18 protein-coding genes are annotated in these 20130 nt (G+C 61.2%); 14 read left to right on the top strand and 4 right to left on the bottom strand.

The genetic code is table 11. The features are described from left to right. Positions 1-74 precede the first annotated feature (74 nt). The 14 genes from HW554_RS02520 to phhA all read left to right on the top strand — a co-directional run bounded on the left by HW554_RS02520 (position 75) and on the right by phhA (position 15368). A complete protein-coding gene (locus tag HW554_RS02520) occupies positions 75-1478 on the top strand; it encodes an alpha/beta hydrolase-fold protein (protein ID WP_176906774.1) in 1404 nt (467 codons plus the stop codon). A 453-nt stretch (positions 1479-1931) separates the two neighbouring features. Then, positions 1932-3347 (top strand): anthranilate synthase component I family protein, encoded by a 1416-nt coding sequence (locus HW554_RS02515; protein WP_176906773.1) that lies wholly within the window; start codon positions 1932-1934, stop codon positions 3345-3347. Between the two features lie 99 nt (positions 3348-3446). Continuing rightward, complete coding sequence (locus HW554_RS02510; RefSeq protein WP_176906772.1) at positions 3447-4016, top strand: anthranilate synthase component II; 570 nt, start codon at positions 3447-3449, stop codon at positions 4014-4016. Between the two features lie 207 nt (positions 4017-4223). Next, positions 4224-5213 (top strand): anthranilate phosphoribosyltransferase, encoded by a 990-nt coding sequence (trpD, locus tag HW554_RS02505; RefSeq protein WP_176906771.1) that lies wholly within the window; start codon positions 4224-4226, stop codon positions 5211-5213. Between the two features lie 104 nt (positions 5214-5317). Then, positions 5318-6103 (top strand): indole-3-glycerol phosphate synthase TrpC, encoded by a 786-nt coding sequence (gene trpC / locus HW554_RS02500; protein WP_176906770.1) that lies wholly within the window; start codon positions 5318-5320, stop codon positions 6101-6103. A gap of 70 nt (positions 6104-6173) precedes the next feature. Continuing rightward, positions 6174-6881 carry a phosphoribosylanthranilate isomerase gene (locus tag HW554_RS02495; protein ID WP_246285070.1) on the top strand — a complete coding sequence of 236 codons (708 nt, stop codon included), beginning with the start codon at positions 6174-6176 and terminating at the stop codon, positions 6879-6881. 6 nt (positions 6882-6887) lie between these two features. Next, positions 6888-7796 carry an ABC transporter substrate-binding protein gene (locus tag HW554_RS02490; RefSeq protein ID WP_176906769.1) on the top strand — a complete coding sequence of 303 codons (909 nt, stop codon included), beginning with the start codon at positions 6888-6890 and terminating at the stop codon, positions 7794-7796. 84 nt (positions 7797-7880) lie between these two features. Then, a complete protein-coding gene (gene trpB, locus HW554_RS02485) occupies positions 7881-9077 on the top strand; it encodes a tryptophan synthase subunit beta (RefSeq protein WP_176906768.1) in 1197 nt (398 codons plus the stop codon). Between the two features lie 109 nt (positions 9078-9186). Next, positions 9187-9963 carry a tryptophan synthase subunit alpha gene (trpA, locus tag HW554_RS02480; protein ID WP_176906767.1) on the top strand — a complete coding sequence of 259 codons (777 nt, stop codon included), beginning with the start codon at positions 9187-9189 and terminating at the stop codon, positions 9961-9963. 153 nt (positions 9964-10116) lie between these two features. Further along, positions 10117-11130, top strand: a complete 1014-nt coding sequence (gene aroF, locus HW554_RS02475) for a 3-deoxy-7-phosphoheptulonate synthase (protein WP_176906766.1) — start codon at positions 10117-10119, stop codon at positions 11128-11130. Between the two features lie 124 nt (positions 11131-11254). After that, complete coding sequence (locus HW554_RS02470; RefSeq protein WP_176906765.1) at positions 11255-12595, top strand: helix-turn-helix domain-containing protein; 1341 nt, start codon at positions 11255-11257, stop codon at positions 12593-12595. A gap of 159 nt (positions 12596-12754) precedes the next feature. After that, positions 12755-13144: a hypothetical protein gene (locus tag HW554_RS02465; protein ID WP_176906764.1), complete on the top strand. Its 390-nt coding sequence runs from the start codon at positions 12755-12757 to the stop codon at positions 13142-13144. A 477-nt stretch (positions 13145-13621) separates the two neighbouring features. Next, positions 13622-14359: a phenylalanine 4-monooxygenase gene (locus HW554_RS02460; protein WP_246285069.1), complete on the top strand. Its 738-nt coding sequence runs from the start codon at positions 13622-13624 to the stop codon at positions 14357-14359. Positions 14360-14618: 259 nt separating this feature from the next. Continuing rightward, entirely contained in the window at positions 14619-15368 is a 750-nt protein-coding gene (phhA, locus tag HW554_RS02455; RefSeq protein WP_176906762.1) for a phenylalanine 4-monooxygenase, read from the top strand. A 208-nt stretch (positions 15369-15576) separates the two neighbouring features. Here the strand turns inward: phhA and HW554_RS02450 are convergent, their stop codons facing one another. The 4 genes from HW554_RS02450 to HW554_RS02435 all read right to left on the bottom strand — a co-directional run bounded on the left by HW554_RS02450 (position 15577) and on the right by HW554_RS02435 (position 20129). Then, the gene (locus tag HW554_RS02450; RefSeq protein ID WP_246285068.1) at positions 15577-16371 is read right to left on the bottom strand and encodes a dienelactone hydrolase family protein; all 795 of its coding nucleotides are present in this window, start codon (positions 16369-16371) and stop codon (positions 15577-15579) included. Between the two features lie 176 nt (positions 16372-16547). Next, complete coding sequence (locus HW554_RS02445) at positions 16548-17864, bottom strand: ABC1 kinase family protein (protein WP_176906761.1); 1317 nt, start codon at positions 17862-17864, stop codon at positions 16548-16550. 133 nt (positions 17865-17997) lie between these two features. After that, positions 17998-18672, bottom strand: a complete 675-nt coding sequence (locus HW554_RS02440; protein ID WP_176906760.1) for a TetR/AcrR family transcriptional regulator — start codon at positions 18670-18672, stop codon at positions 17998-18000. 137 nt (positions 18673-18809) lie between these two features. Then, positions 18810-20129: a cryptochrome/photolyase family protein gene (locus HW554_RS02435; RefSeq protein WP_176906759.1), complete on the bottom strand. Its 1320-nt coding sequence runs from the start codon at positions 20127-20129 to the stop codon at positions 18810-18812. Position 20130 lies beyond the last annotated feature (1 nt).

Below are 20130 nucleotides of genomic sequence, written 5' to 3'. Positions count from 1 at the left end.
TGTAGCTTGCGGCCTATTCATCTAGTTGCCAATTAATCACTCTGCCTGTGCTTCGTCTGCTACTTTCTATAGCAATGCTGCTGCCTGCTTTCTACGCCGGTGCCCAAACTACTGTGCGCGTCACTGCCGTACCGGCTGCCACGCCTGCCGACGCCAGTTTGTTTCTGGCCGGCACGTTAAATGGCTGGACGCCCGCCAGCCCTGCCCACGCCTTGGTGCGGCAAGCTGATGGCTCGTATGAGCTTATCCTGCCAGCCACCCTCACCGGACCGGTAGAGTTCAAATTCACCCGTGGCTCCTGGGCCACCGTCGAAACCGATGCGTCGGGCCAGGACGTAGCCAACCGCCGCCACACGCTAAGCGGCGCTCCGGCTACGCTAAGCCTGACCGTAGGCGGCTGGAAAGACCTGAACGGTACAGCTCCACCGCCCTGCCAAAGCACTGCCCTGCAGCCCAACGTGCGCGTCATCAGCGAATCGTTTGCCATGCCGCAACTGGGGCGCACTCGCCGTATCTGGGTGTATCTGCCCAACGATTACGCCTCGGCCCCGAACAAGCGCTACCCAGTGCTGTACGTGCACGACGGCCAGAATGTATTTGATGCCTGCACCAGCTTTTCGGGCGAGTGGGGCATAGATGAGACGCTGAGCCAGCTCCAGGCCCAGGGGCTCGATGCCACGGGCAGCATTGTGGTGGCTGTGGATAATGGCGGGGCCGAGCGGCTGAACGAGCTTTCGCCGTGGCGTAACCCGCAATACGGCGGCGGCCAGGGCGACCAGTATGTGGATTTTATGGTGCAAACGCTTAAGCCCTACGTTGATGCCAACTACCGCACCCTTACGGGCCGCGAGTTTACGGGTGTGGCCGGCAGCAGCATGGGTGGGTTGATTTCAACGTACGCCGCCCTGAAATATCCTTTGGTATATGGTCGGGTGGGGGTTTTCTCGCCGGCTTTCTGGTTTGCCCAGCAGCCGTTGTTTACTTACATCAGCCAACACCCGCCGCGGCCCGATACCCGGTTTTACTTCGTGGCCGGGGCGACCGAAAGTGCCACCATGGCCCCGCTGATGCGGGCCGTGCACGACTCGCTGGCCAAGGCTGGTGTGCCAGCTGCCAACCTCAGCTACCAGGCGGTACCCGATGGCCAGCACGCCGAGTGGTTCTGGAAGCGGGAGTTTTCCGTAGCTTACCAATGGCTGAGCCGGCCGGCCGTGGTAACAGCTACCGGCCGGCCGGTAGCCGGCATGGCCTTCAGCGCCTATCCCAATCCCACCCGCAACCGGTTCACGCTGCTGTTGCCCGCCGAGGTGCGGGGCAGTGCCCGGCTGGAAATTGTAGATGCCCGTGGCCGCACCGTGCGGCGCGAAAAGCTTAAGTCGGGGGCCGTGCTTGATGTAAGCGACCTGCCGTCGGGGGTGTACCAACTGCGCGTAACGGCCGGCACACTGCAGGGCCGGCAGGCGCTGGTGAAGGAGTAGCGGTTTTTGTTGCCCATAAGCTCGTCATGCTGAGCGCAGCGTAGCGGAGTCGAAGCATCTCTACCGCAGTAGTAACCTTACCATTGGGTTTACTATTGCGGTAGAGATGCTTCGACTCCGCTACGCTGCGCTCAGCATGACGAGCTTATGGGCAACTCACAACGAACAACTGGACACCGGCAACTGAAAAAATTCGGGCTTTTTCTTGCGCCGACGCCAACCGTTGGTAGCTTTGCAACGTTCAACGCCCCAAATCCTGTTTTGGCAATGAGTACTTCGATGATGATGCAAGCCTGGTGGTGGCCCTACGGAATTTCCGGACGGGACAACCTGTGCGTGCGTTAGAAACGAATCCTGTTCTTCGCAACTGCTCCAGATGTAACCCGGCCGCCCGCCGGGTTTTTTTGTGCCCGGCGCTGGCTCTCTTTCCTGCTCACCACTACCAGCCCGCGCATGCAATCCTACTCCCTCACTACCCGTTTCCGCCGCATTCTGGCCGATACCGTAACGCCGGTTGGCCTTTACCTGCGGCTGCGCGACCGGTACGACAACTGCCTGCTACTCGAAAGCTCCGATTACCACGGCCAGCAGAATGCCTTCAGCTACCTCGCTTTCGACCCGCTGGCCCGCTTCGAGCTGCGGGGCCGTGAGCTGACGTTGCGCCTGCCGGGCGACGTGGTGGAAACCGAAACACTGGCCTCGCCACGTGAGGCGCTGGGGCGGCTCCAAGCCTTTGCCAGCGCTTTCCAGACCGAGGATACGGGCCACGATTTCATCACCGGCGGGCTGTTCGGCTACCTGGGCTACGAGGCGGTGCAGGCCTTCGAGGACCTCACGCTCGACCCTAACAAGCAACCCGCGGGCCCAATGCCGGATATGCTCTACGGCACCTACCGCCATGTTATTGCCATCAACCACTTCCGCAACGAGCTGTACGTGTTCGAGCACACGCTGGCGGGCGAGGCGGTGGACGAGGACGGCCTTACGCGGCTTATCAACCTGATCCGCAACCCTTCGCTGCCCGATTTCAAGTTTAAAACCGAAGGGGAGGAGCAGAGCAACCAGACCGATGAGCAATTTCTGGCGGTGCTGGAGCAGGGCCAGAAGCACTGCAACCTGGGCGACGTGTTTCAGATTGTGCTGTCGCGGCGCTTCGAGCAGGGGTTTTCGGGCGACGAGTTCAACGTGTACCGGGCGCTACGCTCCATCAATCCCTCGCCCTACCTGTTCTACTTCGACTACGGGGCGTTCAAGATTTTCGGCTCTTCGCCCGAGGCCCAGGTGCGCATCCAGGGCCGCGAGGCCAGCCTGTTCCCGATTGCCGGCACTTTCCGGCGCACCGGCAACGACGCCCAGGATGCTGCCCTGGCCCGGCAGTTGGCCGACGACCCCAAGGAAAACGCCGAGCATGTGATGCTGGTGGACCTGGCCCGCAACGACCTGGCCCGCCACGGCGACGCGGTGGAAGTGAAAACCTTCCGCGAAATCCAGTTCTACTCGCACGTTATCCACTTGGTGAGCGAAGTGCGGGCCCGGCTTGCCGATGGCACCAACTCGCTGCAGGTGGTGGCCGACACCTTTCCGGCCGGCACGCTTTCGGGCGCACCCAAGCACCGCGCCATGCAGCTGATTGACCAGCTCGAACCTACCGCCCGCGGCTATTACGGTGGCGCCATCGGCCATCTGGGTTTCAACGGCGACTTCAACCACGCCATCATGATTCGCTCGTTTCTGAGCACTGGCGGCAAGCTTTACTTCCAGGCCGGCGCTGGCGTGGTAGCCGCCTCCGACACCAATTCTGAGCTCCAGGAGGTCCATCACAAGCTGGCCGCCCTGCGCAAGGCGCTGGCCGAGGCCGAACAGGTATAAATGGGTTGTCAGTTGTTGGTTATCAGTGGCCAGGCGACATTGCCTTACTACTGCCGATAATCTGACAACTGACAACTAATAACTGACAATGAATACCCAATGAACATCCTCGTTCTCGATAACTACGACTCCTTTACTTACAACCTGGTGCAGGTGCTGCGCGAGTTGGGCCACCGCGACAACGTGACCGTCCGTCGCAACGACCAGCTAACGCTCGACGAGGTGGAGGCATACGATGCGGTGCTGCTCTCGCCGGGGCCGGGCCTGCCCGCCGATGCGGGTCTGATGCCGGCCGTTATCCGCCGGTACGCGCCCACTAAACGCATACTGGGCGTGTGCCTGGGCCACCAGGGCCTGGCCGAAAGCTTCGGCGGCGAGTTGTACAACCTGCCCCAGGTACTGCATGGCCTGGCTACCGAAGCCCGCCTGACTGGTACGCCCGACCGCCTGTTTGATGAGCTGCCCGAAACCTTTAAAGTAGGCCGCTACCATTCCTGGAGCGTGCGGCCCGAAACCATGCCGGCCGAGCTGGAGGTAACGGCCCTAGACGAGAACGGCCAGGTGCTGGCCTTCCGCCACCGCGAGTACGACGTGCGCGGCGTGCAGTTTCATCCCGAATCCATCCTCACCGAACACGGCCACCAGATGCTGGCCAACTGGCTGAAGTGATGATTCCAGCACAACCAAAAAGAACGGTGTCATGCTGAGCGAAGGCGTAGCCGTAGTCGAAGCATCTCTATTGCATTGGTAGCTCGGGCGTCTGGTTAGTATTGCGGTAGAGATGCTTCGACTACGGCTACGCCTTCGCTCAGCATGACACCGTTCTTTCATCTGCGAAATCCAATCATCTGCAACATCTGCAACATCTGTGATTCTGTGAAACATATTCTTGCCCAACTTTTCGACCAGCAACTCCTCACGCACGCCGAGGCCCACGAGGCCATGCTGCGCATCGGGCAGGGCGAAGCCAACGCGGCCGAAATGGCCGCTTTTATGAGCGTGTACCGCATGCGCCCAATTTCGGTACCCGAACTGGCCGGCTTCCGCGACGCGCTGCTGAGTTTGAGTCGCGACCCGGATCTGGGCACCCGCGACACCATTGATATTGTGGGTACCGGCGGCGACGGTAAGGACACGCTCAACATCAGTACGCTGGCCTGTTTTGTGGTGGCCGGGGCCGGCTACCTGGTCACCAAGCACGGCAACATCGGCGTGTCGTCAGTGTGCGGCTCATCGGATGTGCTGCGCGAGTTGGGCGTGAACCTGGCCGCCGACAACGACGAGCTGAAGCGGCAGCTGGAGCGGGCGAATATCTGCGTGCTGCATGCGCCGGCCTTCCACCCGGCCATGCGCCACGCCGGGCCGGTGCGCCGCGAGCTGGGCGTGCGCACGTTCTTCAACATTCTGGGCCCGCTCGTGAACCCGGTGCGGCCCCGCTTTCAGGTGGCCGGCACGTTCAGCCTGGAGCTGCTGCGCATCTACCATTACCTAATGCAGCAAACCGACGCCCGCTACACCGTAATACATGCCCTCGATGGCTACGACGAACTCTCGCTGACCGGCGCCGCCAAGCTGGCCACGCCCGCCGGCGAGCGGGTAGCCACCGCCGCCGACCTGGGCCTGAGCGCCACCCGCCCCGAGGAGCTGGCCGGCGGCCAGAACCCTATCGAGTCGGCCCGGTTGTTTGTGGACGTGCTCGAAGGCCGCGCCACCCGTGCCCAGCGCGACGTGGTAACGGCCAACGCTGCCTTAGCCATTTCCTGCCGCGAGCCAGGTCTCAGCTTCGCCGAGGCCCTGGCCGCCGCTCAGGAGTCGCTGGACTCAGGAAGGGCGAGAAAGGCACTTAAGCTTCTAGCTGAGAGTTGACAGTCTCTTGATTTTTCTGATTTCGATTCAATACATACACGTTCGTTCCAACAAAACGAACACCAAGCTAACAGCTAACAGCTGTCAGCTACTAGCTAAAACAGATGACCATTCTTGATAACATCATTGCCCATAAGCGCCGCGAAGTAGCCGACCGTGAAAGCCTGGTGCCGCTGAAATTGCTGGAGCAGAGCCTGTACATGGAAGCCAAGCCGCTGAGTTTGCGCCACTACCTGCTGCGCGACGATTTGAGCGGCATCATTGCCGAATTCAAGCGTAAGTCACCGAGCAAGGGCATCATCAACGCACACGCGCCGGTCGAGCGCACTACGCTGGGCTACATGCAGGCCGGTGCCTCGGCGCTGTCGGTATTGACAGATACCGAGTTTTTCGGCGGTAAAAACGAGGACCTGACCACGGCCCGGCGCTTTAATTTCTGCCCCATTCTGCGCAAGGATTTTGTGGTGGGCGAGTACCAGGTTATCGAAGCCAAAAGCCTTGGGGCTGATGCCGTGCTGCTGATTGCGGCCGTGCTGAGCGGCGAGGAAGTGCTGCGTCTGGGCCGGCTGGCCCGTAGCCTGGGCATGGAGGTGCTGCTCGAAATCCATAACGAGCAGGAGCTGACCGACACGCTGCACCCCGATGCCGTGAGCCTGGTGGGCGTAAACAACCGCAACCTGCACGATTTCGCCGTGAGCCTCGACACCTCGGGCGAGTTGGCCCGCCAGATTCCGGATGAGTATGTGAAGGTGACCGAAAGCGGCCTTAACTCGGCCGCCGACATCAAGGCGCTACGCGAGGTCGGCTACCGGGGCTTTCTGATGGGGGAGGCCTTCATGCGCCACGCCCGCCCCGAGCAGGCCTGCGCCGCACTGGTACAGCAGCTGTAAGGCGCTGCCGCCGCACTTGTCCCTGAACTTCACTGCCACTGTCCCGGTTGGCTCTTCAAAATCACTGCTTATGGCAACTGTTGCTCCCCTGCGTTTGAAAGTCTGCGGCCTGCGGCAGGCCGGCAATATTCTGGAGGTGGCAGGCCTCGAACCCGACTTTCTTGGCTTCATCTTTTCTCCTAAATCCAAGCGCTTTGTGGGCGAGGAGCTGAGTGAGGAGCTGCTGAAGAGTTTGCCGGCCAGTGTGCGCAAAGTCGGCGTTTTTGTTGACCAAAGCACGGCTGAAATCATGCAGCAGGTGAGGCGTTTCGGTCTCGATCTGGTGCAGCTGCACGGTGCCGAAAGCCCCGCCCAGTGCGCCGAGTTGCGGGCGGGCGGCGTGGGCGTCATCAAGGCGTTTGCGGTGGGCGAAGCGGTTGATTTTGCGGCGCTGGAGCCTTATGCGGCGGTATGCGACTACTTCCTGTTCGATGCGGCCGGGCCCCAGCCGGGCGGCAACGGCACCCGCTTCAACTGGGAGCTGCTGCGCCAGTATGCGTTGCCCGTGCCCTACCTGCTGGCCGGCGGCATCGATCCAAGCATGGTGGCCGAGCTGGCCCACCTGCGCCTGCCGGGCCTGTATGGGTTCGATGTAAACAGCGGCTTCGAGACGGCTCCGGCCCTCAAGGACGCGGCCGTTCTACGGCGGTTTTTCGCCAAGCTGCGGCCCGATTCAGTTGTTCTGCCCGCACCCGCTACTGATGCGGTCCGCGCGTCAACCCCTTCTGCCGCCAACTAAAAACGCATGGATAAGCTGACCATTGCCCTCGACTGGACCGTCAACCCCAACCACTCGGGCTTTATTGTGGCCCAGGAGCAGGGCTTGTATAAGGCGGCCGGGCTGGCCGTTACAATCGGTACGCCCGACGTGGACAACTACGCCCTCACTCCGGCCAAAAAGGTGGAGCTGGGGCAGGCCGATTTTGCGCTTTGCCCGCTGGAAAGCATCATCAGCTACCGCACCAAAGCCCAGCCCTTCGATGCGTTGGCCGTTGCCGCCCTGCTAACCGAGGACCTGAGCAGCATCGTAACGCTGCGCCGCGACGATATCCGTTCGCCCCAGGACCTGGTGGGCCGGACATACGCCTCGTACCAGGCCCGCTACGAAGATCAAATTGTGCGGCAGATGGTGCGCAACGACGGCGGCCGGGGCGAGCTGGTTATCACCTACCCGCAAAAGCTCAGCATCTGGAACACGCTGCTGACGGGCCAGGCCGATGCCACCTGGATTTTTGATAATTGGGAAGGTGTGGAAGCGGAGCTGCGCGGCGTGCCCCTGACCAGCTTCCGCTTGGCTGACTACGGGATTCCCTACGGATACTCGCCGGTTATCATGGCTTCAGAAAGGCAGCTGCGGGCGCGCACCGCTGCTTACCGGAAGTTTGTGCAGGCCACCAAACAGGGCTTCCTGCATGCCCAGGCCCGGCCCGCCGAAACAGCAGTGCTGCTGGAAAAATGGGTGCCACCGGCCGACCGCCGGCCCGAGTTGCTCTTGCAAAGCCAGCGCCATACCGGCCCCTACTACGGCACCGAGGCTACCTGGGGCAGAATGGAGCCCGAGAAGGTGCAGGCTTACCTGAACTGGCTCTACGAGCAGCAGCTGGAGAGGCAGCAGTTTTCTCCGGCCGAAATCGTGTCCAACGAGTTGTTATAATTACCGGACTGCCATTACGCCACCCGCCCAACCGGGCGCCGGCTGATTCTGGTCCGCGTCCTTCACCGCATCATTGCTTCCCCCATGACTATTACTCCAACTTACCAGCAACCTACCGAGCGCGGCTACTACGGCCAGTTCGGCGGCGCCTTCATCCCCGAAATGCTCTACCCCAACGTGGAAGAGCTGCGCCAGCAATACCTGTCTATCATGGCCGAACCGGCGTTTCAGCAGGAGTACCAGCAGCTGCTGCGCGACTACGTGGGCCGGCCCACGCCGCTGTTCGAGGCCAAGCGGCTGTCGGCTAAGTACAACACCCGCGTATTTCTTAAGCGCGAAGATCTGTGCCATACCGGCGCCCACAAGGTCAACAACACGGTGGGCCAGATTCTGCTGGCCCGGCGCTTGGGCAAGACCCGCATCATTGCCGAAACCGGCGCCGGCCAGCACGGCGTGGCCACGGCTACGGTGTGCGCCCTGATGGGCATGGAATGCATCGTGTACATGGGCGAGGTAGACATGGAGCGGCAGAAGCCCAATGTGTACCGCATGCGCCTGCTGGGTGCCGAAGTGCGGCCCGCCAGCAGCGGCAGCAAAACGCTCAAAGACGCTACCAACGAGGCCATCCGCGACTGGATTTCCAACCCCGTCGATACCCACTACATCATCGGCTCGGTAGTGGGCCCGCACCCGTACCCCGATCTGGTGGCGCGCCTGCAGGCCGTTATCAGTGAGGAGATGCGCAAGCAGCTGCTGGAGAAAACGGGCTCCGAGCTGCCGCAGTACGTGGTGGCCTGCGTGGGCGGCGGCTCGAATGCGGCCGGGGCGTTCTATCACTTCCTGGAAGATCCGGAGGTGAAGCTGGTGGCCGTGGAAGCGGCCGGGCACGGCGTGCATTCGGGCCACTCGGCGGCTACGTCGGTGCTGGGCAAGCCGGGCATTATCCACGGCGCGCGCACGCTGCTTATGCAGGATGAGGACGGCCAGATTACCGAACCCTACTCGCTCTCGGCGGGCCTCGACTACCCTGGTATTGGCCCGCTGCACGCCTTTCTGGCCGATGCCGGCCGGGCGCAGTTCATCAGCGTTACCGACGACGACGCGCTAAAAGCTGTGGTGGAATGCAGCCGGCTCGAAGGCATCATTCCGGCCCTCGAAACGGCCCACGCGCTGGCTGTGCTCGACCGAATCGGCGCCGGCCCCGATGATGTAGTAGTCATCAACCTCTCGGGCCGCGGCGACAAAGACCTGGAAACCTACATCCAGCAGGACCTGATGTAATATCCTGTCATCCTGAGCAGAGCGAAGGGCCTGGAAAGAAGCTGATCAACAACCGACACCTTCTCACCAGGTCCTTCGCACCGCTCAGGATGACAGCTCATATACAACCATGAACCGAATCCAGAACGCCTTCCAGCAGGACAAAAAGCTGCTCAACATCTACTTCACGGCCGGCTATCCGCAGCTTGAAAGTACCGTTCCCATCCTGCGGGCCCTCGCTGATGCCGGGGCCGACGTCATCGAAATCGGGGTGCCGTTCTCCGACCCTTTGGCCGACGGACCCGTAATTCAGGCCAGCAGCAGCGTAGCGTTGCAGAACGGCATGAACATGCGCGTGCTTTTCGGGCAGTTGAAAGACGTACGTGAGCAGGTGCCCAACACGCCGATTCTGCTCATGGGCTACCTTAACCCGGTGATGCAGTTCGGAGTGGAAAACTTCTGCCGCGAAGCCGCCGCCGCCGGCGTCGATGGCGTGATTCTGCCCGACCTGCCGCTCGACGATTACGTGGCCGAATACCAGGACATCTTCCGCCGCCACAACCTGCGGCCGGTGTTCCTTATCACGCCCCAAACTGCCCCCGAGCGCATCCGCCGCATTGACGAATTGACCGAATCGTTTCTCTACCTCGTGTCGGGCCCCGGCACTACGGGCGGGGCCAACACCCAGGCCGAAGGCGTCCAGGAAGCCTACTTTCAGCGGATTTCCGATATGAACCTGCGCAATCCGCGTCTCGTCGGCTTCGGCATTTCCGATAAGCAGTCGTTCGATGCAGCCTGCCAGCACGCCGAGGGTGCCATCATCGGCTCAGCCCTGATCAAGGCGTTGGAGGGTACCGATGATGCCCCGGCCGCCGCCGCCGCTTTCGTTTCTTCCATTATCAAGTAACCCAGGTTGCGAAGAACGATGTAGGGGCGGGGCTTGTCCCCGCCCGCCGTTGAACGATTCCCGTTGAACAATTCCCGTTGTAGCGGCGCGAACGGCGGGCGGGGACAAACCCCGCCCCTACGTCGTGCTGCGAAAACCTTTCCTCATCACCCAATGATTCTCCAACTCGACCCCCACATTTCCGAGCAAAATCAGCAGGAAATTGAAGCCAGAATAAAGGCGCTCAACTACAAGGCCACCGCCGTAAATACCCAGCGCGCCCGCTACCTCGTGGCTATCGGCAAGGCCGAAATCGACCTGCGCAGCCTGGGCCAGCTGCCCGGTGTGCAGGACATCCACCGCGTGTCCGACGACTACAAGCTGGTAAGCCGCAAGTGGCGCGTGCGTCCCACTGTACTCGACCTCGGCGACGGCGTGCGTATCGGGGAGGGCACGCTTACGCTGGCGGCCGGCCCGTGCAGCATCGAGAGTGAGGCGCAGATGGAGAGCATTATGCAGCACCTCGTAGACAACGACGTGCGCATTATGCGCGGCGGCGTGTACAAGCCGCGCTCCTCGCCCTACTCGTTTCGGGGCCTGGGTATGGATGGGCTGAAGCTGTTCCACCAGATGGCCCGCGCCCGCGGCATCAAAATCATTACCGAGGTAATGCAGGTGTCGCAGGTGGAGGAAATGCACGATTACGTGGACGTGTTTCAGGTGGGCGCCCGCAACACCCAGAATTTCAACCTGCTCGATGCGCTGGGCGGCGTCGATAAGCCGGTGATGATCAAGCGTGGCATCTCGGGTACGCTGGAAGAGCTGCTGTCGTCGGCCGAGTATGTGTTTTCGGGCGGCAATGAGAAGCTGATTCTGTGCGAGCGGGGTATCCGGACCTTCGAAACGGCCTCGCGCAATACGCTGGATCTGAACGCGGTGCCCATTCTCAAGGAGAAGACGCACCTGCCCGTCATCGTCGACCCCTCGCATGGCATCGGGCTGCGCGAGCACGTGGCTGCCATGGCCCTGGCCGGCGTTATGGCCGGTGCCGATGGCATCATCTACGAAGCCCACGAAACGCCCGAAAAAGCCGCCTCCGATGGGGCCCAGACGCTTAACTTCGACGAGTCGGCGCGCCTGATCCGCAACCTGCGCCGCGTGTACGCGCTACGCCAGGAGCTGGAGTAGGGCTGCGCGTCGTTCTTAGTAGCGCGAGGAATGGCGCGTGCCGTATTTCGTAAATCGCCCCGACTCACCCGAGCCGGGGCGGTTTTTATATAGCGGAAATCCAATCTGCTGCTACCTTGCCGGTATGTTCTTCGGCTTCAACCAATACAGCGGCTTGTTGCTGCCGTTTTTTCTGCAAGGGGTAATTGTGGCGGCGGTACTGTGGGCACGGCGGCGGCGCGAGGATACGGCGGCTGACGGCTGGCTGGCTTTGCTGCTGCTGCTGTTTGCGGGACGGCTGGCGCAGTGGATGCTGGGCTTTGCCGGCTGGTACGACGCGCACGATGCCCGTAGCACGTTCATGTTTTACTGGTCGTTCAGTAACTGGCTGGCGGTGGGACCAACGCTGTATTTCTATTTCCGCAGCCTCACCAACCAGGAATTCCGGCTGGAACGGCGGCACTGGGGGCATTTTGCGCCCGCGCTGGTCGTGCTGGCGTGGCGGTTGATGGTGTTTGGCTATGATATTGGCTGGTGGCACGGGTTGCAGGGCCAGCCGCTGCCGGCGCACTTTGGTACCAAGGGCCCACTGGCCGCCTGGGCCGACTCCCAGCCCATCGGGCTGGTGGCCGATACGCTGGGCTACCTGTCGGTGCTGGCTTACGCGGTGCGCACCCTGCGCGCTTACCGCGTGTACGCCCGCTACCTCAACGACAACTTTTCCGATACCGAGCAGGTGCGGTTCCGGTGGCTGCGCAACGTGCTGGTAGCTGTGGTGTTGGGCACCGGCGTAACGCTGGTATTCGGCCTGATCAATGTCTTCATCAGCCCCCTAAACTATGTGCAAAGCTGGTACGACTACCTGTTTACGGGCCTGCTGATTTACTACCTCAGCATCTCGGGGTTGCTGACTGGCTACCGGCTGGGGGCGCTACGTTTCCAGCCGGCCGCTGCAACAACCGAGGCAGCAGCCCACCCGGTTTCGGTGCTGGATCCCGAGGAAACACCAACTGCCCCAGCAATGGCAGCCGCTGCCTTCCCGGAATACGGCCCGCCATCGGAGGTGTTGGCGGGCCGTATATTGCCCCCCGAAAAGACCGCCCTAGCTGTGAAGGCGCCTGATGCGCCCGGGTTGGAGCCCGATGCCGAACTGATCCGCTGGACCAGCCGCCTGCTGGCCCATATGCAGGCGGACCGGCCCTACCTGGAGCCTGAGCTGACGCTGGGCGAGCTGGCCACCCAGCTGCGTACCAATACCTCTTGGCTCTCGAAAGTCATCAACACCGGCTGCGGCCAGAACTTCAACGACTTCATCAACGAGTACCGGGTGCGCGAAGCCGAGCGCCTCCTCCGCGACCCGCAGTTTCGCCATTATACCCTGCTGGCTGTGGCCCTGGAAGCCGGCTTCAATTCCAAGTCCACTTTCAACCGCGTCTTTAAAAAGCTCCGTGGCCTCACTCCCAGCGAAGCAGCCCGGCAGGGGTAATGGGGGCGGGTGTGGCCCTGTGTATTCGTGTTTCCATACCATCCATCTGCCTATAGGTGTCAAACTATAAATTGAAGCGTCTCAGGACGTAAATTGGGGCGTTTACGAGATTGTGGGGTAGTTGCTTTGGGACATCGTTTCACTTCAACCCCATCTGTTATGCGTATTTCCCTGCCTCCTCGTCTGGCTGCTACCGCTGCCGCTTTCTTCATCCTGTTGCTGCTCGTTACGGCTTGCTGGGCAGGTATCACCTCTAATTTGCTCATTGAGCCAGGCAAACAATTTGCGCTGGGTGGCGGGCAGCTGGGTAGTTTCAAAGTGGAAGCCCATAATGTGGGCAATGTACCCGTCGACTTCAAGGAGCGTCCCCGCGACGGTGGCATTTTCGGTAAAACCACGCTGGCGCCCGGGGCCCGGGGCACGTTACGATTTATGGCCGGCTCCACAGCGTTGCTCCTTAATCCCTCAGACCAGCAAGCCAAAGTGGACCTCAAAATCACCGGCGACACCAAGCTCAGTATGCGCTACGAGGTAAACGGCAAATTGTAATTTCCCGAAACAACATAGCCGGTCGTTATGAAAAAGCGGTTGTTTGGTGCCGAAGCCCAGCCGATGCGGCCCTGCTATTATTTCGCCTGCACCTGGGCATATCCATTGCCATTGGGGTTGGCTGGGGCAAGCCCGCCAGTTCCACGAAACGCCCGAAAAAGCCGCCTCCGACGGGGCCCAGACGCTCAACTTCGACTAGTCGGCGCGCCTGATCCGCAACCTGCGCCGTGTGTGTGCGCTACGCCAAGAGTTGGAGTAGAGAAAAAATTAGCATCAGAAAAATATAGTTCTATATTTGCAATACCATGTTCAACCCGACCGCAACGCGCTTTATGTCGATTACCGTCTGCAATCTGCAGTATGGTAGTGGGCGGCGTGGCCGGTGCAACAGGTAGGGAAATTGAACATCCTCCTCCTCTGAACCTCAGTAAGGCCCGCTTCCGATAAGGAAACGGGCCTTTTTTTATGCCTACTGCCATGTTACAGCAACACTACGACCAGTACTCGGCCCAAGACCATCTGGTATGGAAAGTATTGTTTGACCGCCAGACGGCCCTGCTGCACAAGCGGGCCTGCGACGCGTTCTGGCAGGGCCTGCGCGCCGCTGGCCTGCACCGCAATGCCCTGCCCGATTTCGCGCAGGTAAGCCAGCGCCTGCAGCATGCTACCGGCTGGCAGCTGATACCGGTTGCCGGGATGCTCAACGATGCCGATTTCTACGGTATGTTGGCCCGGCGCCAGTTCCCGGCCACGGTCTGGATCCGGAGCATGGAACAGTTCGATTTCATCGAGGAGCCCGACTTGTTCCACGGCGTGTTCGGCCATGTGCCGCTGCTGATGGATGCGGCCTTCGCCGATTTTCTGCAATTCCTGGGTCACGTAGCTATGCTGCACCTGCACGATGCGGCTGCCTTGGCGCGGCTGGAGCGGCTGTACGGCTTCGCGGTGCAGTTCGGGCTGGTGCGCGAGGGCGGCGAAACCCGCCTGTTTGGGGCTGGCCTGCTCTCATCGTCGGGCGAAATCCACCACTACCTGTCCGAGGTGGCCCCGCGCCATCCCTTCGAGCTGGCTGCCGTGCTCGAAACGCCTTACAGCGAGGCGCACCTGCAGGATGGCTACTTCGAGCTCAGCGGCTGGGAGCAGCTCACCGAAAGCGTAGCCGACCTGGCCGCCGTGCTGGCCGATGCGCCCCAGCCAGCGCTAGTGGCCAGATAATGGGCTGCCAGTTCGATATAAAATTCCGGCTTTTCGGCCTGATCCTGGGCTGTTTAATTTCGGCGAGCTACATTTGCATCCGATGACCCGCTACCCTTCCCGCTATTATGCTTATGCCTATTACGCCCCGCAAGGGAGCGGAGCGGCGGCGGCGTGCCGGAACCAGGAGTAGCAAATCCTCTTCCAACGTCTTGTCAGGCCTGCTTCCGCTTCGTGCGGGGGCAGGCCTTTTCTTTTCCCCTTTTTCTTTTTCCAACTGATGAATACGCTCCTCGATTCCACTGCCCTTCAGCCCCTGTTGCGCCAGGAATACGCCCGCTACACCGCCGCCGACCAGCATGTGTGGCAGCTGCTTTTTGACAGGCAGATGGCGTTGCTGCCCGGCCGCGCCTCCGATGCGTTTCTGGAGGGCGTGCGCCGCGTGGGCTTTACCCGTGACGCCATTCCTGATTTTCGGGAGGTGAACCCCCGCCTGTTGGAGCTGACGGGCTGGGAGCTGGTGGTAGTGCCCGGTATTGTAGACGACGCTATATTCTTCGGTTTGCTGGCCGAGCGCAAGTTTCCGGCTACTACCTGGCTGCGCACGCTCGCCCAACTCGATTACCTGGAGGAGCCCGACATGTTCCACGACGTATTCGGCCATGTGCCGTTGCTGACGAATCCCGGTTTCGCGGCCTTCCTGCAGAACCTGGGCGCGGCAGCCGTGCAGCACAGCCAGCACCCCGGCGCGCTCGAAATGTTCACGCGCCTGTACTGGTTCACCGCCGAGTTTGGCCTGATTCAGCAGCCCGAGGGCCTGCGCATCTATGGGGCAGGCCTGCTGTCGTCGCACGGCGAAGTGAAGTTCAGCCTGGGCGAGAAGCCTACGCGCCTGCCCTTCAGCCTGCAGGGCGTGCTGGATACGCCCTTCGAGAAGGATAAATTCCAGGATCTTTACTTCGTGCTCAATAGCATGGAGCAACTACCGGAGAGTCTGACCGCGCTGGGTGAAATTATCGAGACGAAATAATGGATTGGAGCGTGGCCGTTGTGCATTTATGTGCCAACTTCCTCTCATCCTCTCATCCTCTTATCTGAAACAAACAAGAAAGGCTGCCTCATAGAGGCAGCCTTTCTTGTTTGTTTCGCTGGATTTCGGGTCATGGGTAGGGAACAATTATGCCCTTACCCGCCTACAAAATCCGTGAAATCTGAAAAAATATGTGCTAATCAGTAGTCTATTTGAGCTTGAGATTCTTCTTCAGGTAGGCCACTGAGGCAGCGTGAGCATCTTCGGCCATGGCCTTGCTGTACTTGGGATTGGAGGGGTTGGCGAAGGCGTGGTCGGCGTCGTAGGCTTTCACGGTGAGGCCTTTCTTGGCCGCCTTCATGTTCTTTTCGAACTCGGTCACCACTTCCTGGTTGATCCACTTGTCCTGCTTGGCGAAAATCATCAGCACATGGGTATTCAGGGTTTTGAGCTTGGCCACATCCTTTTCAGGCATGCCGTAGTACATCACCGCGCCTGCGGCCTGCTTGCCAGCCAGCAGGGCCGTTTGCAGGCTCCAGCCGCCACCGAAGCACCAGCCAATGCTGGCCACTTGTGCCTTAGGGCCGGCGTGCAACAGTGCCCCTTTGATGATGGCCTCGGCCCGGGCAGTTTTCACGGCCTGCATAAGCTTGCCGGCTTCATCAGCCGAGGCGGCAACCTGGCCGTCGTACAGGTCGAGGGCAATGACGTTGGTGCCGGGCAGCTCCCTGGCCAGGCGGGCGGCTTCCTGCTTGATGTAATCGTTGAGGCCCCACCACTCATGGATGACGAACAGGTACTTATCCGAGCGGATATTGCTTTTGATTTCGAAGGCTTTGCTTGTGCCGCCATCGGTGGTCTTGAACTCAATCATCTCGCCGCCACCGGCGTAGCGGAAGGGCAGGGGGGCATCGTGGCCACCCGAAAAATCTTCGTTGGAAGCCAGCATGGCGAAGGTTTCGGTGGCGTTGGAGCTGGTAGCCGGCTTGGTGCAGCAGCTCATGGTTGTTTGGGCTGAAGCCACGGATACTACGCTCAAGAGCGCGGCGCACAGAGTCCAGAACTTTTTCATGGGGAGAAATAAGAAGGGAAGAAAAACACCCCGCACCTTTTCGTGTAGCTACACGAAAGGCCGGGGTTGCTTTAACCGAAAGCAGGAAGATTAGTTTCAGCCAACCGCTATTCAGCCCCGGTCCGGATGCTGGCTTTTAGCTCGGTGAGCAGGGCATATAGGCCCACGTAGGTGCGGTTGAGGTAGATGAAGTGCTCGGAACCGCGGGGCTCGCGCTGCTGGCGTAGCTCGGGCTGTTGCATCAGGTCGTCGCCGAGGGCGTAGAGGGCCTGCATATAGCTAGGGTCGCCGAAATCGAAGGTGGCCTGGCGGAAGGGGCGGCCCACCAGCTCCAGCGAAGCCCGCATGGTTTCCACGTAAAAACTCCGCTGAGCAGGTGCGTCCGATGCTTGCAGTACGCCACCTTCTTCGAGTAACGCGGCCAGCTTGGCAGGGTCGGCCAAGGTTTCGGGGGCAAGCAGGGAGATGAAGAGCCGATGCACATCCTCGGGGATTTCCTTCACGCAGCCGAAATCGAGCACGCCTACGGTGCCGCCCTCATCGGCCCGGAGCAGGAAGTTGCCAGGGTGCGGATCGGCATGTACGCGACGCAACTCATTGAGCTGGAACATGTAGAAGTCCCAGAGCGCCTGCCCCAGCTGGTTGCGGATGGCCTGGCTGGGCTCCGTCAGCAGGAACTCGCGCAGGTGCTGGCCGGGCAGCCAATCCATGGTTAAAATACGGGCCGACGACAGATGGGGGTAGTAGCGCGGGAACTGCAGGTGAGCCAGTCCGGCGCAGGCGGTGGCAATTTCCTGGCCCCGGCGCAGTTCCAGCGCATAGTCGGTTTCCTCAATCAGGCGGGCTTCCACCTCCTGCATGTAGGGCCGCACGGTGGCCTCATCGAGCCCCAGCACGCGCAGGGCTACCGGCTTCACCAGCCGGATATCGGAGCGGATGCTGTCGGCCACCCCGGGGTACTGCACCTTCACGGCTAGCTCCAAACCATCTTTACGGGCAAAATGCACCTGCCCGATGCTGGCGGCCTGCCGGGCCTCCCGGTCGAACTCCTCAAACACCTCGAAAGGCGACTTGCCAAAGGCGTCGCGGAAGGCTTTAACTACCAGCGGGCCCGAGAGAGGCGGAGTTTGGTACTGGGCCTGCGCAAACTGGTCGGCGTAGGCAGTGGGCAGCAGATTTTTCTCCATGGCCAGCATCTGGGCCACCTTTAGCACCGAGCCCTTCATTTCGCTGAGCGTGCCATATAGCTCGGCCGCGTTGGCGGCGTGCAAATCGGCCATCGTACTATCGGCTCCCACCGCCCGCTTGGCGTAGTGCTTCACGTAGTTGGCCCCCACGTTGAGGCCGGTTTTGGCAAACCGCGCCGCCCGCGCCACTTTGGTGGTCGGCAGCGACGTGAGGGTTTTAACAGGAGTATCGGACATGGAGCGGGGGAGGATGGAGGAGACTCGTAGAAAGATGTAGGGGCGGGACTTGTGCCCGCCCGCCGTCGAACGATATCAGCCGAACCGTTCAATGGCGGGCGGGCACAAGCCCCGCCCCTACGCAACAGATACCTTACCGGCGCCGGCTGTGCAGCAGGAAGCGCACGAAATCAACGGCCGAATCGAGGGTGTTGCGGCCCACAAGGTCGAAGCTCAGGGTCACGGCCTTTTCGATGGCGGCATCGGTGCGCTCGAAGTCAACAGTGTCATCTTTGGCGAAAAAGCCGAGTACAAACAGCAACTGCTGCCAGAAGAAGCGCGGGTAGCCGTCCTGGATGAGCTTGCGGCTGGCTACTTCCTCGGTGCGGCGACCTGCGCGCAGGGTTTCGGCCACGAATTCCTCGAAATCCTGGCGGAAATCGTCGAGGACGCGGGGGGTGAGGCCGGGCATGCGGTGCAGCGAGCGGCGCAGGCTTTGCAGCGCATAGCTGCGGTTGCGCTTAAGAATTTCAATAAGGGTATAGTAGAACCCCAGCATCTTTTCGCGGGCTCCATACTGCTCCCAAACCGGCTCGAGGGCTGCCGTTGCGCGGGCTTCGCGGCCAAAGTCGGCCCATATTTCGCGGTCGATGGCGTCGAAATTGGCATACACCCGGTAGAATTCCTGCTCGGGCAGGCCCAGCTTCTGGGTGAGCTTGTACACCGACTGCGGCGGGTATCCCTTTTTGAGGACGTAATCGAAGTATGCCTGCTTGATGCGGGCCTTTGGCGTGGCCGCTTCGGGCGCGGCAGTAGTAGGCTGTTTCATATCGGGAGTATAACAAGGAGCCCTACAGTAGGGTTTCGCGGTGGCAGGAATGTGAGAGTTGTGCTTGTCGGAATAACATGAGAACGTCATGCTTCGGCTCCGCTCAGCATGACCGATCAATAACGGCAAACCCAAGCCTACTCCGTCGCCCGGTAGGCCGCTCGCAACGTGTCGACGGCGCGCTGACGGGCAAACTTGTGCTCGACGATAGGGGCGGGGTAGGCGGCGGTGCCGTATTCAGGTATCCACTGCTTCACGTAGGCTAGGTCGGGGTCGTAGGTTTCGAGTTGACTTTGGGGGCTGTACACCCGGAACCAGGGCGCGGCCACTACGCCGGTGCCGGCCATCCACTGCCAGTTGCCCACGTTTTGGCTCATATCGTAGTCGAGCAGGTGGTCGGCGAAGTACCGGTCGCCCCAGCGCCAGTCAATCAGCAGGTGCTTCACCAGAAAGCCGGCAGCCGTAATGCGGGCGCGGTTCGGCATGTAGCCGGTAGCATTCAGCTCGCGCATGCCAGCGTCCACGAGCGGGTAGCCGGTGCGACCCGCGCACCAGGCCGCGAATTCGTCCTCGTTGTTGCGGTAGGGCACTTGGCGCAGGCGCGGGTCGAAGCTCTCGGTGGCCGTGCCGGGATAGTGCCAAAGCAGCATCATGAAGTAGTCGCGCCACACCAGCTCGGCCAGCAGCTTGGGGTTGAGCTCCCGGGCCTGGCGCATCAGCTCGCGCACGCTTAGCGTACCGAAGCGAAGGTGTACCGAGCGTCGGGTGGAGCTGTTGACGAGCCCCGGCCGGTCGCGGGTGTTGTGGTAGTTGCGCACCAGGCTTTCGGCGGGCAGCTCGTTGGCCAGTACAAACTGTTCGCACCGCTCAAAGCCCATCTCGGCCAGTGTGGGTCGGGCCGGGGCGTCGGGCAAGGAAACCAGGTTGGCGGCCGTGAATAGTTCGGCCGACGGCTGGGCCTGCAAATCGGCATCCTGCACCTTCTCCAGCCAGGCTTTGCGGTAGGAGCCGAAGGTGCGGGCCGGCTTGCCCGACTTGCCCAACAGCTCGTTTTTGGCGAAAATTACCTGGTCTTTGAGAGCGTGAAACTCCGCGCCATGCTGCCGGGCCAGCGCCGCCACGGCCCCGTCGCGCTCGGCGGCGTAGGGTTCGTAGTCTTCGTTGGTGTAGATGGCGGCTACCTCGTGCTGGCCCAGCAACTGCGCCAGCACTTCCAGCGGCCGGCCGTAGAAGGCCAGGAAAGAGCCCCCGGCCGCCTCGGTTTCGCGGCCCAGGCGCTCCACCTGGTCGTAGATGAAGGTAACGCGCGCATCTTGGCGGGAGGGCAGCAGATCCAGGATTTCGCGGTCGTAAATAAACAGCGGCACCACCGGGTAGCCGCTTTGCAGGGCTGCTGCAAGGCCTGCGTTGTCGTGTATCCGCAGGTCGCGCCGGTGCCAGAAAAGAACGACTTTCATA

Origin of the sequence: Hymenobacter lapidiphilus (assembly GCF_013377885.1) — a bacterium.
GTDB lineage: Bacteria > Bacteroidota > Bacteroidia > Cytophagales > Hymenobacteraceae > Hymenobacter > Hymenobacter lapidiphilus.
This window is presented reverse-complemented; position numbering and strand designations above follow the sequence as displayed.